Raw genomic sequence first — 16,910 nt, forward strand, 5'->3', positions numbered from 1 at the left:
GTATCCTTAACGTCGGAGTTTTGTTAATAATTGCACCAACTCCACAATCGCAGTAAATGGCTCTGGATCTGTGCGCGCACCGAATCGCTCAGCAAGTCGTTCGGCTCTTTCTGTAGCGGTAGCAATATCTTGGCTGGTATTCGCAAAGGTGTTATTTGCACCTTTTTCATAGTTTGGAATGTATTGCCTCAGCCGACGGAAAACCTCATCCCTATGCAACGGAGCTAGTACATCTTCAAAGTGCAGCAATAGCCACAACTCAAAACTGGGCACCGATGCTATTGCCTGAAAGGTGATAAGTTGCTTCGCGTCATTCTTGAGCTTGCCATTCAATGATTCCGCCAAGGCTAAAGCTTGGTGATAACTCTCATGACTATCGCGATCAAACACGGCAAACACTTTTTCAAATGCACGCGGTTGAATATTTTTATGGCTGTCACCATTAACGAATAAGTGGTGTGCATACTGCACGACTTGAATAGGGGCTGTGCCTAATTCGCTCGGGCGAACTTCTACATTAGCGGTATGTAGGCGGTAGGCGGCACGAATCTCACGAAAGTAGTTTGGCTCGGTTTTACTGCCCTCTGAAATAATCAGAATGCGATCATAGCTTGCGCGTCGTCCTTGCTTACGCTCAAGCTGTTTTTTCTGGCGCTCTTTAGGAGAATTATCGCGCGCCATCAGTGTTTCAATCCCGCGTTAGTATCAAGAAATGGGACGCCGCCATAGCGCCCCATAAGATAACCCCGTTCTAATGCTTCATTCTTGCGAGGGCTAAATTCAGATAGGCCTATTAACGAAGACGATTGATCAGCATTTTTTTCAACAAACCAAATTTGATCACGGCGAAATAAATCCGGTGCATCCAGCAAGGAAGTGTCGTGAGTCGTAAAAATTAATTGCGCACCTTTTTGATTAATGTCCGGGCGATGAAACAACCTAACCAGCTCACGCACTAACAAAGTGTGCAAGCTAGTGTCCAGCTCATCAATGACCAAGGTTAACCCTTTATTGAGAATATCCAGCACGGGCCCCGCAAGAAACAGTAAGTTGCGCGTGCCGTTGGATTCATCCATTAAATCAAATACGGCTTTACCTTGTTCAGTGACATGGTGAAAACGCAATTGGTGTTCTTCCACTTCTTCCGCCCGCACTTCAGTTTTCCCAGCGACCAAATCGAAGTGAACTCGCTGCCCGGCTACCTTGCGGGTTTCTACCTCAATGTTGGCAATACTGATATCAGCAGCCGATAAAAAATCACAGATTTCTTTGCGCCCATCGTTTTGCTTCAGCATTTGAATGGAAATTTGTGGGTTGAGCTGGGCATTCTCATTAAAAATCACCAAGTGATTTAAAAACCAATCAAACACAGGGCGTAAAGCCTCGCTATTTAATTGCACTGCCATGGACAAAAACAGCGAATTGGGTCGGGTCGCACCTTCCCACACCGCTTTTGCGCCTTTAAGGCCGGGCCCAAAGTCATACACGTCAACACCCGCATTAGTGTCGAATTGGCGATCAAACCAACGTTGGGGTTTAAAGGCTTTGTAAACCAATAAATATTCTTTGACGATGCGCTGGGAAGTCATGGCAAAGCCGTATTGATAACGGATGCCGTTCAACAAAAAGGTGACTTCAAATTCACTGGGTAGGCTTGCTGAACTTGCATCCAGCCTGAAAGGTTGCACAGCAAAGGTTTGACCGGGTTGGATAGCCGTTGCGGATTCAACCACCACACCCCGCATGTATTGCAGTGCTTTGATGAGATTGGATTTGCCACTGGCATTAGCGCCATACACAGCGGCGCTGCGCAACAACACCGGCGCTGCGCCTATGCCTGTAGCGATGGTATGGGTGGCTTCCAAGGTTTTATCTTTGGCGGCCACAAGGCTCAGGACCTGTTCGTCCCGCAGGCTGCGGAAGTTTTTGACACGAAACTCAACCAGCATTTTATTTGCCTATCATTATTGAAATAAAAGCAAATATTGCACACAAAAAGCAAATATTCAATTTATTTGACACAACATAAACAAATATCTGCCTTCTATATTCGCTTGGTTTTCCTTGTGTTCGTCAACACTATGGAGGCCATTATTTAATCATGTCTATTAAATTCAATGGCTTAGCTAAGACCTGCATCCCCTGTGGAGTACGACCAGTTTCAAAGATTGTCTTCCAGAAGCTGCTGTTCTGCTTTCCACCGAAAGCCGTATCAGAAAGTTCAGTACTCACCCACAGAGGCAAATCCGCAAGGTTCTTTAGGAAAGTCTCTATGTTTACCCAAACCTGATCAGGAAAGGGATGCTGAAACAACCTTGCGCCGGGGTCTGGCTTGCCCAGCATAATGAAATGTTGACGCGCTATCTGGGCAACATATTGCAGCCAACTGTATATGACACTCTCTTTACTCATACGGTCGCCCTGCAATTGCACTTTTGGCCGAGCAAAACGATTAAGAATTTTAGCCACCTCAAGGTAGGCGGCTTGTTCTGAACGGTTACAACCTGAATGTGTAGTAGCAATGTTATTTTCATCATCTTTGCCATTCATTGCTTTAGTCAATCACATGATCAATATCGATGGTGTCGGCATGTAAAACCAAATCAATTGGCTGTTCACAAATAAAACAATTGCTGGACTGCGCTTAATGCAGCGTTCCTAGAAGGATTTTTCGGTCATCCACTTTTAAACGGCTTAGAAACAGAGAGGCCATAAATTGTGTATCCTGTTAAAGTTCAATTGGCAGCAGAGATTGAGCTATTTTTTGAATATCCTAAATTCCAGCAGTTTTCCTCCGGAATACGGCTTAAAATCTCACAGAATAAATTTCGTTCACCATCTGGCATTCTTTTGTTCAACAGAAACTGAACATGACCGAAGAAGAAAAGATTTTCTTTAGCTCTTGAACAAGCGACATTAAGGCGACGCCAGTCCAATATAAAACTCAAGTCTCCCTTAGTCCGAACCACTGAATACAAGACAATATCAGCCTCGCTTCCCTGAAAACTGTCAACAGTATCAATTTTAATATTTAAGCTGCCAACCTTATAAATACCATCGTCCGTTGAATCAGAAATTTTTGCCAGAGCTCTTCGAATGGAGCTTTTTTGTGCGCTGTAGGGCGTAATAATAGCTACCTCGATATCTTTCCGATTGCACCCTTTAACTTTCATAGTCTTAATAAAATTTATAATTGCAGACACTTCGCTCTTATTCCTTTTGCTGGTGCCTTCTTGCTCCTGAGCTCCTGGAACATCGATCCAAGCTATTGTTTCGGGAAACAGAAAATTCGACTCATCCTTAATTTTACCATTGGTCAACCTTGTCAAACCCTCAGCATTTGTGTAAAACATTTCACCTACTAGATTTCCAATATCCTTAGGCATTCTAAATTGTTCAGATAGAAAGTACTTTGATGCAGCTGGCAGTTGGGTATGCAAACGCTCGAAGAAACTCTCTTCAAGAAAATTTTTATCCAGGAATGGAAGACGCTCTTTCGAATCATCAGTAAGTAGAATGGGGGCGATACTTGGGGGTAGCTGAAAGTGATCTCCGATCAATATCACTTTTTTGGCTTTAAGAATAGGCAAAATTAATTCTGGAACAGTAGATCGACCAGCTTCATCAATAATTACAACATCAAATACCAATTGATCCATGTTCTGGAAACGACTAGCCAAACCAACACAGGTGGCGCCAACCAAGTTATGATTTTTTAGGATTGCCCAGGTAATCTCGCCATCCAGCTTGCTTGATCCACTATCATTCGAAAATCCGCCCAGAAATCCACTTATCCACTGCGAGGCCAATGTGCAACCTGGCTCAGTGCCGTTGGCCAATGTAGCTAACGCAGCCGCCTTACTTTGCGATAAAAATTTATCTTGCTTTGAAAGAAGGGAAAAATTAATTAGCTCTGCATCTATTTTGTCTTCTTTGCCGAGCCTGAGAACTCTCACACAATCACTGTCAACGAGTTCTGTATGCTTTTCCACAAACCTAGACATTGCGTTATCAACAGCAGCATTTTGCTGTGACACAACCAGAACTCTTGTTAACGGATTAAAACTAAATATTTGATGCAATATTTCGACTATACACGTCGTCTTCGCAGTACCTGGTGGACCTTGAACCAAGGCAACAAATTTTTCAGACAAAACACCTTCGACAACCTTTTTTTGGTTCTCAGTAAGGACAGGATTGCCCCAAGACAAACCATACTTTATTCGCGCGAGCCATTCAGAGCAGGCCTCTCCTGAATAGGCTCCAGGAGACAACAAAATATCTTTGATTCTTATGTTAGCAATGTCACCGCGCTTGAATAACTTCAAACCTTTACGCTGTCGCATAATAGACTGATCGCCAAGACTAATTTCCAGTCTAACCAGCTTATCGGTGTAATTTCCATCGTCGAATATTTCGCATTTTTCTTCAATTGGAAATCGAATTTTAATTCCTCTATCTCTCAAGAGCTCAATCGAAATCTCTCTATCCTTTCTTTTAGCTACTGGGGAAATCCATGCCATCTCTTGATTTAATAATTCTCCCCAAAAACGGATTTTAATACGAGGAGGATATGAATTTTTTTGTTGGCTTAGCCTCTTCGCCAAAAAATCATACTTTTCGAAGGATTCATTTTCATATTCTTCAAAATATAACGATTTGGCAGATAACGTAATTTCACCCCAACCGTCTGTCACACTAAACAAATCCGCTTTAAGTTCAAACTCTAACTCATTTTGATGGCGGTTTTGAAAATCAATTATTTCACCCCACTGAGAAAGCATTTCAAGCTGCTGAAAACGTGCCCTAGAGTCTGACTCAAAGTTTTCCAGTTGCATTGCAAATGCAATTAAACCACTCAAGGAGGCCTCGTTACCCAACTCAGGGCACAGCACTCGATCATCCACAGGAAGAAGATGAAAAGGTATTTCGTAACCAGATACTATCGAGTCTACTGATTCATTTACACAAACATGCTCAACAATCAACCAGAAATTTCCATTATCAATCCGACACTCAAAAATGTAGTTACCTTTCATGAGAAACAAACGGCTATCGTCAGCTGAAAACCTCTGCAACCGCCATGTAGCCCCAGAACTCAATTCTTGAATAATCTCTGTGGAATATGACTCATTATGAATAACTAAAGCTATATAGGCGTTGCTCGCCTCACCAAGCCCAATAGGACGTCTCATGCTTACAGAAAATCGCTTGTGCTTTGACCCACTAGGAATATCATCCAACAGTAAGTTATGGAGCTCCGGCCATACAGAAACACACTCACCCTCAATCAATTTAACAAATGGATTATCTGTCAGGCTAATAGGGAGGAATGCTTTGATTACCCCTTCGAAAGCCTCAACCAAATAGCCTTGGCCAACAAATTTTTTTACCTGAACCTCAAAAGGCTCCCCTGCCAATATACAGTCCCAATATAAAATGCCGCGAGCGACACATGCAAAATGTAACTTTTCCTTACGCTTGTCCTTTCCTACAATTTGTACAGGTATTTCGGTTTGATCAGGATAAGCCATGAAAAGCGCTTGCTGTGCGGAATCCGTAAACCCTTGAGGCGTTTGATAATTACTCAAACGAATAACATTATCGAATTTAAGTTTCTTATTTAGCTCTCCCGGCTCTAAGAGCAAAACTTTTCCGACGTAAAGCCACTCTAACGGCAAAAATGGTGAAGGAGGCTGCATTTCATCGACAAGCTGGAGCAACCGTTCTGAGGTCAACTCCTGTATATCGACATCCAAGGAATCTCTGTACCAGTCAAGATAGTCTGAATATGCATCAAGCTTCCCAAGACCATCCTGAATCTGACAAAACCCTTGTAAAAGTGCTCGCTTTCGAAAAAGGGAAATTCCATCTGCGTTAATTTCATAATTGATATTATCAATAACTTTTGAATATTCTGCCCTTATAGATTCAGAGTTTTTGTAGAGTTCTTTGACTTGCTTTTTAAATTTACTGCGGAGTGCTTTAAAGTCTAGTCGCAAGCGTTCTATGGCGAACTTCTCAGCCGACGACCTTTCGATATCTATCTTCTGGCGTAGATCATCGATATCTGACCTATAGCCATCATTTATCAGCCGCTGCTCATCAGTTGCACGATCAAGCAAGAAACCTATAGCAGTAGCAGTAAGCCCAACACCTATAGCAATCAACAACATATTTCACCCACATCACAATCCATAGTTCAAATTATTGTATTTTCACTTCATGTGCAGATTATTAAGCAACTCAAGCTCTGCGGGTGTAACTGTACCATTGGCAACTTTTATCCTAATCTCCGCCATAGTTTTTGCTCTTTCCTCAAAATCCATCGTCCACTGGTCATGACTACTTTCATTGACCTTCATTTCATTGGCCAGCTCTTGCAATTTTGTATCTTCAACTTTTATAGCTTTTTTCAGTTCGTTACCTGACTTCTCTAACTCATGCTCAGAAATCTTTACTGTTTTATTTGCTTCAATGTAAACCTGCTTTGTCTTTTCCTTTTCATTGAGAAGCGAAGTAAGGTTACTACCTAGCTCCACAACACCTTGTGCGGCGCCTAGTCCAAGTTTTGTAATATCCCCTGAACTCATGCCCTTATTGCCACTATTTTTTCCATCACCTTTTTTGGCGGGTGTCTTTGAACCTGTAGACTTCATAATCATATTCCTATTAATTTTCGTCGAGAGACTGAACCAAACATTGCAATTGAGACAATAACAAATTATCCAAACTGTTTTCTAAATCTTTCAAAGCTAATGCATTTTTTAGAGGATTTTGTCGCAGATTCCTAACTACCTTTATTAGAGTGTCAATAGAAACTCGCGCTTCGCCGATTTCTCTGAGTAACTGCACATTATTGCTACTCATTTTCTTTAACTGAGCGTCAAACTGGGAAATCCTATATTCACTCTCCTTTTCGAGAATTTCCTTCTCGATCTTCAATTGCTTTTCCAAATTCGACAATACTTGCCTGAGCGAACTTAATTCGTATTTGAGCTGCTTGGTTATCTCCTCTTCCTGCTTATAGGCCATATAGCTATTTGCAGCGTCCATTACTGCAAGAACCGAGTCCATCCAGATGGCAACGGGATTAACTTTGCTGGCACCCTGCCTAAATAGAACATATGCAGCCTTACCAAGGCGAGTTGATCTTTTCACTCTATCCGATGCAATGTTGTCAAATCCAAAATCAAAAAGTTCAACGACTTTCACTAATCACCCCCAGCTATTATAATTTCTCTCCCCCAAGGCAACGACTCACTCTCTGCTTGCATTAATATTGACTCTATAGAAATAGACTCAGTATAAAATCCTGTTTCTATATTGACAGTTCGGCTCACCAAAGGAGAGCAAGAAGGAAAAGCCTTCTCAAGTTGAGCTTTACAATGCTCATCATCAACACAAACGCTCAAGAAATTTTCAGACGGCTCCTTCAGCATTACATTTTTCTTTTCAATAAGAGCACCGGAATAAAGGCTTAGGCATAAATTTCTGTCATTAGGCACATCAAAATGTTTTCCGCTCTGCTGATCAAACCTTATGTCACATGTGAGGCATGGCAGTGACAGCTGTATCGCCGCATCGCTTTCATTACAATCCGAATCAAATGGTGTTCCATTCGGCAGGGCAGTCATTAAATACAATATTTCATCATCTTTTACAGCTACGTCAAAATACCAATCAGCAGCGTTATCGATAATAACTTGACTTTTTTGTTCGAAAATCGATATTAAAAATTTTGTAAAGCTGGAGGTGTCTATTCTTTGCCTTTTTTCTTCTGCCAAAGCCATACGAGCTTTATCAAGTTTCGCAAAAAGCTTTTCAATACGTTCTTTTTGATGCTTGGCATTTCTAGCTTTGCCTTGCTTCTTCGGCTCTAGAGAAACAGTTCCATCGGCTCTAGATGCTTTAAGCTTATTGTCAGTTAATAAAATAAAAGGGTTTTCAACAACCGTATTTATTGAATCGATCCAGACTCTGGCCGACTGATCAACCAACAATGTGGCCTGGGCAATTGCACGTCCTTTTTGAGTAAGCGTGGTGCGATCTTCCGTCAGCCAACCCAATCTAATAAATCGGGTAGTGAATGGCTCCAAATGTTCATCAGTAAGCGCAGTTATTTTTTTTATTGTTTCTAATGTGACATTTTCTTGCGTAAGCGCAGCCAACACGAACCGAGAGACACCACCTAATGAGTCAATTAATCGGTGCTTCAAGGTTATTGAATAGCATTGGAAGGGTATCGCTACCGATAGATCATGCAAAAGCACAGCACCAGTAATCTCACTTTTTGAACAATTATCTTCAGTTTCCTGATCCTCAGAATGAGTTTTAGATAATTCCTCATCGTTTTGACGCAACTCCGCTTTATTGAGCATTGCACCATAAAGGGGATGCGACTTCATAAAAGCACTAAGAATATGATCAAACATGTTCGCGTCATTCCTTATCTACTTTGTTCATTTCAAAAAACTCCCAAGCAATCCGGTAATCCTCTTCCCTATTCGCCCGGGCAAACGGCGCCACCCATTTACGTTCTTTCAGGTATTTGCCGGTGGGGAGGGTGTCGTCTTCTACCCATTGTTGGATTTGGGTGCCGTCGGGGACTAGTTGTTCGCCGTCTTTGTAGAGGTCTTCCCAGCCGAAGCGGCCTTCTTTGGTGGTGCCGTCGGGGAAGGTGGTTTTGCACTCGGGTTCTTTTTTACCGGCTTTGCGCGGTAGGCCGACGCCGACTAGGCCTTTGCTGTTGGTGAAGACGATGCGGCCGTGGATGTCGTACCAAGTGTCGCGCTCGTAGCCTTGCATCACGGGGAATTGCACGCGGTAGATAAGAATTAATTCTTCCAGCGTTAAACCTAAAGCTTGTGCAACAAGCACATCGATTTCTACCAAGGCCATACGGCGGGCGTAGTCGGTGCGCAGGGCACAATTGCGTTGCCATTCAGGGGTTAGATTGGTGAAAAAATCTTGGGGTAAGCGTGGGTTGTTGGGTTGGCTCCAGCTTTCTTGATTGAAGGCTGGATCAAAGGCATGCTCCCATAAAGGCGCGTAGTGATTTGTTAAACAGTTTAACGATGCGTATCGAGCTAAAAGACTTACTTCGGGAGCGATAAGAGGAAGTAGATTTGCAAGATCGGATATGAAATTTGATTTTCCAGTCGTTTTAATAAAAAAATCCATAGGGATAGACGATACACAAGCAGAAAACCCAATGAGATTTTTAATATCTTTGAATGCGATAGAAAATGCACCGAATATGTGAGCCGAATTAACCGGCATGATTGAACAGATAGCAGTTCTTTCCATAGATGTACTGATCATCTTTCTATGCACATGTCTAAAATAATCCGTAACCGGCCTTTGCACTTGGCGTTGTACAAAATAGGTTTCGCCTTTTTTGCCGCCTGCGTTTTCGGCTTGTTCAGTTTCTGTGAGTTGTTCCCAATCCAATTCCAGTTCGACAGTTTCTTTCCAGCTTACCCGTGGAGTGCGGCGCAGGTATTCTGCGCGGTCGGCCATGGGGTAGTAGTTGGTGCGAGGCAAATAGTCATCTGGAATGGATTCAAGATCGATTTGATCGTAATGGCCTTTTTCCGTGCAAACAGCGCGCGGCGTTTTGTTGAATGGATTTGCCAAATAAAAATGCGGGCCGGAGAGCACCCAGTTGTCGGCTGTGGTAATAAATTGGCCGTCGGTGACTGCGCGCCGCGTAATTGTTTCATCCTGCTGCTGCATAGTTTCATGCCACATTTCAGTTGAACAATAGTCTTGCCCTAAATGAGCTAAACGACGCGGGTACTTTGCCAATTTTTCTAATACGTTGCTTAGCGCACCTGCATGTAATGCAGGTAATCGCGCACGTTTTGCGGGTGTACCCGGTTCGTCATAGAGAGTGGCATAAACGCCAAGTTGTTTATCGGCAACTTTTACGATGCGGTCTTTGTGCCCAGAAATATCCCACTCGTTTTGTTCGTTTTTAATTCCACCCGCCAAACCAATCCCATCATGCAGGTAACTTGCATCTATGGTTGATGGGGAAAATAAATTCGCAATTTGGTCAAAAGCCACTTCGTTTTGTGCTGCACCAGAAATATTGATGCTGTATTTCACACGATGTCCAATTGGGAACAACATCATTTGATTTTGAAATTGAAAATGGGCACGCAAGCGGCTGTACATAACTTCACGCAGTAAACCGCCTTTAGGATCATCGTAGGGGCTTTCGGGGTGCAAATAGCCAATCACACCTTCGCTGCCTGCCAACATCCACCCTACCGGCATAAAACATTTATACAAATTGGTTTGCTGGCCTTTTAACAGTGGGTAATTTTGGTAAGCATTTAAAAAACTTTGAGTGGCTTCTGCTTCTTCCAACTCCTCCGTCCATTCCACCTGCAAACGCGGAAACTCTTTGAATGCCGCTTCACGCTCTTTGGTTAATTCCGTCGCACTGAATTTACGAATGGCAAAAAGTGGTTTGGCTTCACCCAAAATGCCCGCTTCGTTCCATTCCACTTTTAACCAAGGCGGGTTACCCAATACCAAATCAAACCCGCCTTTGCGCGCAAACTGGTCAGCAAAGGTTAGCTCCCAATGCATAAAACGGCGGCGGCTGGCGATGGCTTCTACTTGCTTAATACGCGGAAAATTTTCGCGCAATTTGCTAATGCGCAGTTGGCCGTATTTGTCGTGTAGGTTGGGTTGCTCTGCAACTGGCGCAAGGGATGGCTGAGCACCGCCGAAAATATCGCCCTGAATGTCTTCAAACCCGGTGGCACCCGCTCCCTGCGCCACTGAGGGGGTCGAGGTAGAGAGAGCGCCAAATAAATCGCCGGTTTCGGGGAGCTGCGGGGTTATGTCTACCACGTTGCCTTCTAAAATCGCGCCGATTTCCATCCACCAGAATTCACGGCTAGGTAAGTCCGCGCTTTGTTGAATAGGCCAAAACCAGAGGGCACACCAGTAGTCCATGACCAATTTTAGACGGCGGTAGGCTGTAGCGATTTGGCCGTCTTCATTTAACAAACCTTGTTGGCGGGTTAGTTCTTTGTCGCTGCGGCTGGTGCTGCGTTGGGCGGTATTGGTATTAGGCCATACGCTGAGTGGGTCTTCGGTTGCGCCTCTGCCCTGCTGTAGCGTTTGTACATGCAGCTGCCATAGCTCGTCGATTTTGCTGCTCAGCTGTTGCAGGCGCGCAATTTCGTGGCGCTCCAGCGGTTTTGTCCATTCTTTGCGCCAGTCTTTTAGGCGAGCAAAGTCCTCTGGGTAGAGGCTTTTGGCGACTTTGTCGGTGTAGTTGGCTTGGCCGGGGTCTGGCAGTAGGAAGTGGTAGATTTCATCGCTGCCGCGCACAGGGTTTTGAGGGTCTAAACGCTTTGGCTCCAGGTCATACCATTTGGGTTTTGCGTCTTTCAGCAAATAATTCGCCGCCCAGACTTTGCGGCCTGCACCAATCAGGCTGTTGCCATTAAAGAGTTGATAACCAAACCAAGGTACATAGGCTGGGCGAGGTGGTATGGGGTTGCCGTTTTCATCTTCCGTGGGTTCGCCGTAAATGGCGTTTAGCCAGAGGGAAACTTCGGCGAGTTCTACCGCGATGGGGTTTAGATCCACCCCGAAGACGTTGCGGTCGGCTATGTACATGCGCACTTTTTGCAGTTCTAGCGGGTATTGCTCGTGGGGAATGCGTTTGCCCAGCTCTTGTTGTTTTAGCTCTAAATATTTTTCTGCTAGTTGGTTTACGGCTTCATTCAAAAACGCCGCGCTGCCCATGGCGGGTTCTACTACGGTGAGGGTGAGTATGTCATCCGCCGTTTTGTTTTGCAGCAGCTCTTTAAGGGCGTATTTCACCAAGCAGCGGGTGAGCACTTGCGGGGTGTAATAACTCGCGCTCTTTTGGCGGTCGCGCCCTGCAAGGCGGTAAATAAAACTGCCTTTTTCGTATTTGCGCAGTTTTAGGTGACCGTTGTCGTCTTTGTCGTATACACGCTCTGCATCGGTGTAATCGCCTATGCGACTTTCGGGTACAAACCAGGCGCTGTCTAGCAAGTCTGTGTTGCTGGCGGATGCGCTGCTTGCGCTGTCGTCATCCGTGTTTTCATCGTCTTCATCGGCATCATCACTGGCAGCAGCTTTGCCTTTTTTGGGTGCGGGTTGCACCTCGTAGAGGGTTTCGCTGGCGAAAAAGCCACGGTAGGAAAGCAGCGCTTCATACACGGCGCCCAATTGGTTAATGGAGAGCAATTGGTAGCTGACGCGGCCTTGGCGCTTGCCCCGGCCTTTGCCGCCCGAGAGGGACATAAGGCGAATAACGGTTTGCCATACCTGATTGGGGAATACGACTTTGTTGAGCAGCGGCGTGGCAGATTCGTCGAACAGGCGGCTGTCTAGCGGTGCCAGTGCGAAGGTGTCTTTGGCTCCTTGCGCTGTTAATTTTTGGGCGGCATCGGCACCGCAGCCTTGGGCAATAAGCTTGAACAGGCGGCGCAGGCTGTTATCAAAATAGGTGCCGCTGCGTGCTTGCGGGGTATTAAGCGCGACAGTTTCTAAATCGCGCAGGGCTTCCAAGCTGTAGCCTTTTAAATAGATTTCACTTTTTTGGATGGGTACATAACCCAGCTCTGGCCGCGCTTCTATGTAGAACATAAACAGCAGGCGGTAGACGGTGCGCAAGCATTCCAGGCTGAGCTGTTCGGCGTCTAATGCGGATTTGCCGGTGTAGCTGATGTCTTTGCGCAGAATCAACTGGCTGGCGGCTTCATTGCCCAGTAGTTCAATGGCCTCGCGCAGGGCGTACTTTAGATCCTCACTTACGCCAAAGGCGTGTTTGTGGGCGTTTTCTTCCAAGCCTTCCAGCAAACTTGCACCGCTTTCAGGCGCAAGGCTTTGGGTATGCAAGAGCGCGGCGGCGGCTTTTAGGGTGGCGTCGTCTTTGCGGTCGAGAATGTCATTCCAGTCAAAACGCAGTACACGGTTGTTGGGCCATTTGAAGCGATCTAGCAGTAACCATTCGTTTAGGCCGATCAACAATACAAAACGCGGCGGCTGGTCTGCACCGAACAGGGCTTCGCTGACCACTTCAGCCATGGTGAGGCCGTGCAGGTTTTTGGGTACGGGGATGCCGTTGTAGTGATTGATGGATAGCTCTTGATCCAGCAGATCGTCATCTTCTTGGCTGGGGTTGTAGCTAGGCAGAATGACCAGTTGCGGGGCTTTGCCGACCTCGCCTATCACCTGCCAAACCGGTACGGGCATACCGGCTTGCAGCTCCAACTGGCGAGCTTGCGGTTGGTAACCCAAGGCAGCCAGTAATGGTTTGTGCACATTGGCGTGGGCTTTAATGCGTTCCACCGGCTCTTTTAAGCGGGCAATACGGCCGGTATCGGCGAACCAGCGGTTGCTGGTGCTGCTTAGGCGTTTGAAGGGCGCGCGCTGCTGGTCGGCGTTTTCGCCCTCGCCTGCGGCGGCTTCTTCGGCCAGCCATTGGTCGATCAGGCTTTTAATATCGCCTTTGAATACTTCTGCCAAATAGTGGTGGCTGTAAAACTCGTTTTCATTGGCTATGCCAGCAAAGGTTTGTACGGCTTCTAGTACGGGCATATTAATTCACTCCATTGCATACAGCGGCGAGCACGCGAATATAGGGTTGCGGCTCGGTGGTCATGGTGTCTTCCACCCATTGGCGGTAATCGTCGAATACTTGGTGAATATGCTTGCTGCGCTGTTCGCGGCGCGATTGTTTTACGCCTGCTACCAGGTTTTCTAAATGCAGCTCTAATTGCTGCATTTGCTTTTCTTGCAGTTTTTTGAGTTCTTCCAAGGTACCGGCCAATCGCTCGTTTAACTGGGCAGCAAAGGTTTGCTGCTGGCTCACCATGTGCTGCTGCATAAGTGCAACGGCTTGCGGGAGCTTGGCTTGGAGCTTGGTTACTTCCAGCTCTTTACCGCTATTGGGTAAGGCATCTGCTTTGAGTTTGGCACGCTCGGCAAATTGCTCAAAAGTTTGCAGGCTTGAATCGCCACTGGCGGTAAAACTTACGACTTGCCAATCCACCAAGAGGGCTTGGCCTTTGCGGTTAGGGATTAAGGCCATCATTACAAAGGCCTGTTCGCCTTTGTCTAAAAAGGCACTTTCAATTACGGGGGCGGTGTGGCGGCCAAAGTGCGCGAGCACCCTATCCACCAACCAATCCATAATGGGGTGCTGGCGCCAGAGGTAGTGCAGTTGCGGCCAGCTCTCCGCTTCGGTTTTGGCTTGGCGCGCTTGCTCAATGGCTTTTGCCAAGTGCTCGCGATCACTGGTGAGCAGGTAGCTGTCGTCTTTGTCTTGCACTTCGACTGGCAAGTTTTTTAGGCGTTCTTGTAAATCGCGCGGGGCGGTGAGCCGGATAGTTTTTCCTTCGTCATCGCCAGTCCACTGCGCCAAACGCTGATCTTTGTTGAGCAGGTTGAGTGCGGTTTTGGCAAATTGATAATCTTGCGCAAACAGGCTGATGGGTTCGCGGATTTGATCAAGGCTGTTTTGAGCGGCGGCTTTTTCTTCTGCGGCTGGCTCCTCTGCAAATAGGTTGAGCAACCAATCGCCTTCGTTATCGTCGTCACTCGCGGCAGCTTTGTCGAGCTGCGCTTCAACGACTTCTGGTGCTGTTCCGCTCGCCATTAGGTCAGCAATTTTTTCGCTTTCTTTGTCTGGGTCGTACACATTTAAAAATGCGGCTGGATCACCCAAATTGAGGTTGGCTTGCTCATCTTTGGTTTGCAGAATTTCTAAAATGCGTAAATCGCCCTTCACCTTTTCCACGTTGGTGGTGGTTGTAAGGTACACAATTTGCGGCTGGTGTTTTTGGCCGTAACGATCCACACGGCCATTGCGCTGCTGGAACACCATGAGCGACCAAGGCATATCAAAATGCACAAGGCGGTGACAGAAGTAATGCAGGTTTAAACCTTCGGAGGCGACATCGGAACAGAGCAGCACGCGAATCGGGTCTTCTAAACGGCCAAAGCGCTCAACGATTTCTTGCTGATCGGTATCGGACATACTGCCGTCCATCACGGCCATTTGGTTGGGCTTGAGCTTGAGATCTTGCGCCAGCTGAGTGTTGAGCCATTTTAGAGTCTCAATACGCTCAGAAAAAATCACCAAACGGTCATCGGCATTGTTTGGGCTCCAACCGTTTGCGGAATCTTTTAAGTGGTTTAAGAGCTTTTGGTATTTGCTGAAGCTGCTGGCATCTATCGCTTCCAGTGCTGCTTGCAAATCCTTTAAGTGAGCGACTTCGGTTTGTTCATCATCCGTTGCAGAGCCCCTTTCGCTGAGCAATTTTATGCGGCGCTTGGTGGATTCCAATGCAGCAAAGGGGCTGGAGAACATACCCTTTTGCATACCTACACGCTGCAATTCCTGTGGCTTGCCGGGCGTATATTTGCCACCTTGAGTGAAGGGCACCTCCAATAACGCACGGTATGCAGCCTCTTCTTGCGGGCTGGCGGCTTGACGCAGGTTGGTAGTGATGCGCTCCTGAAAGTCGGCGGTGACTTGATCTTTTATGTCTTTTTTGAAGCGACGTACCACTAAGCCTTTGTGCTTGAAATCATCCGCCGTATATTCATCGGGATCACTAATGGCTGTAGGGTCGAGCAAGTTAATCAAGGAAGCAAAACTGCGGGCAGAACCATCATGCGGGGTAGCAGATAGCAGAATCATGGTGTCTGAGCGGGTCGCCAGCAAGCGGGCTAAGCGCGCCCGACGAGACATGCTTTGCTCGGATGCGCGAGCGGCTACGTTGTGGCATTCGTCGATGACGATAATGTCCCACCAGGCATTACCCAAATAGTTGCGGTATTCAAGATTATTTTTGAGCGTATCCATAGAAATAATGGAACGGTCAAAATAGTTAAACGGATTGTGGTTGGCGGGAATGCGATTGCGAACCCGCCCAAGCCCGACTGAATCCAATCGAGTCAGCGGAATTGAAAAGCGACTCCACCATTCCTTTTGGAACTGGGTAAGCATGCTTTTCTGAGTCACTACCAAAATGCGCTTTCCTCGACCGCGCTGAATAAGCTCGGAGGTGAGAATGGCAGCTTCCAGGGTTTTACCCAAGCCCACGGCATCCGCAATCAAGATTCGGCTACGTGGCTGCTTGAGTGCTTGGATTGCAGGGTCCAATTGATAAGGCACTAAATTCATAACGCCTTGATGGCCGACGTGAATTTGCTCGTCATTGGGAATACTGCGGCGGCGCTGACTTTCGATGTAGAGCAAAGCGGCGCTGTACTTATCGCTAGTATCTGCCACTAATTGGGTATTGGCTGGGTCGAGAACTTCAATGGCATCTTCCAACTCGGTGAGGAAGAGCGACTCCTGCCCTCTGACCAGTTCCGATATGCCATCGCAGCTCAGTAAATAGCCGCCGTCTTTGGCGGGGTCTGCACGGCGAACGAGCCATTCTTCATCGCGTATGACTACGCGCATTCCGGGGGCGAGTTGAAGCTGCATGTATTCTGTATTTCCTATTACTTATTCGATTTTTGTGATGCCTTTACCCGTGCTACCCCATGCAGCCTTAGCTTTTAACGAGATATCGGGGTGTATTTTAGTCGTGTTTCAAGACATAGCTCACACATTTTAATCATGCTTTAACACATTGTTAGCACATTTAAATCGTGTTTTTCACACAGAGATGACACATTTAAATCCAGTTGAAACACATTTTTCCCACATTGTTTTGTTCGCAAATTGCTTCTTTGTGCCCTCGAAATAGCAGCCTTTTCATATTCTTTGTGCTCCTTTTTCAAGCACAAAGAATATGGCCTGTGCGCTCTTTTGCCACCATTCTTAAGCACAGGCAGATAGGCACAAAGAAACTGAGAGGCGAACAAGTGGATTAGGTTGGAGCCAAAAA

General features: G+C 46.2%; 9 protein-coding genes. All 9 read right to left on the minus strand.

Annotated elements, in window-relative coordinates; genetic code table 11:
* Window positions 1-6 precede the first annotated feature (6 nt).
* Window positions 7-681: an RloB family protein gene (locus D0C16_RS12270; RefSeq protein WP_151032642.1), complete on the minus strand. Its 675-nt coding sequence runs from the start codon at window positions 679-681 to the stop codon at window positions 7-9.
* Complete coding sequence (locus tag D0C16_RS12275; RefSeq protein ID WP_151032643.1) at window positions 681-1,949, minus strand: ATP/GTP-binding protein; 1,269 nt, start codon at window positions 1,947-1,949, stop codon at window positions 681-683. Before D0C16_RS12275 ends, D0C16_RS12270 begins: the two co-directional genes overlap by 1 nt.
* A gap of 142 nt (window positions 1,950-2,091) precedes the next feature.
* Entirely contained in the window at window positions 2,092-2,550 is a 459-nt protein-coding gene (locus D0C16_RS12280; RefSeq protein WP_151032644.1) for a hypothetical protein, read from the minus strand.
* A 185-nt stretch (window positions 2,551-2,735) separates the two neighbouring features.
* Window positions 2,736-6,176 (minus strand): AAA domain-containing protein, encoded by a 3,441-nt coding sequence (locus D0C16_RS12285; protein ID WP_151032645.1) that lies wholly within the window; start codon window positions 6,174-6,176, stop codon window positions 2,736-2,738.
* Window positions 6,177-6,218: 42 nt separating this feature from the next.
* Window positions 6,219-6,659, minus strand: a complete 441-nt coding sequence (locus D0C16_RS12290) for a hypothetical protein (protein WP_151032646.1) — start codon at window positions 6,657-6,659, stop codon at window positions 6,219-6,221.
* A gap of 13 nt (window positions 6,660-6,672) precedes the next feature.
* Entirely contained in the window at window positions 6,673-7,215 is a 543-nt protein-coding gene (locus D0C16_RS12295; protein WP_151032647.1) for a hypothetical protein, read from the minus strand.
* Window positions 7,215-8,435, minus strand: coding sequence for a hypothetical protein (locus D0C16_RS12300; protein ID WP_151032648.1), 1,221 nt, complete (start codon window positions 8,433-8,435; stop codon window positions 7,215-7,217). Before D0C16_RS12300 ends, D0C16_RS12295 begins: the two co-directional genes overlap by 1 nt.
* 7 nt (window positions 8,436-8,442) lie before the next feature.
* Window positions 8,443-13,602 (minus strand): class I SAM-dependent DNA methyltransferase, encoded by a 5,160-nt coding sequence (locus D0C16_RS12305; RefSeq protein WP_151032649.1) that lies wholly within the window; start codon window positions 13,600-13,602, stop codon window positions 8,443-8,445.
* Between the two features lies 1 nt (window position 13,603).
* Complete coding sequence (locus D0C16_RS12310) at window positions 13,604-16,504, minus strand: DEAD/DEAH box helicase (RefSeq protein ID WP_151032650.1); 2,901 nt, start codon at window positions 16,502-16,504, stop codon at window positions 13,604-13,606.
* Window positions 16,505-16,910 lie beyond the last annotated feature (406 nt).

Origin of the sequence: Cellvibrio sp. KY-GH-1 (assembly GCF_008806975.1) — a bacterium.
In the GTDB taxonomy this organism is placed as follows: domain Bacteria; phylum Pseudomonadota; class Gammaproteobacteria; order Pseudomonadales; family Cellvibrionaceae; genus Cellvibrio.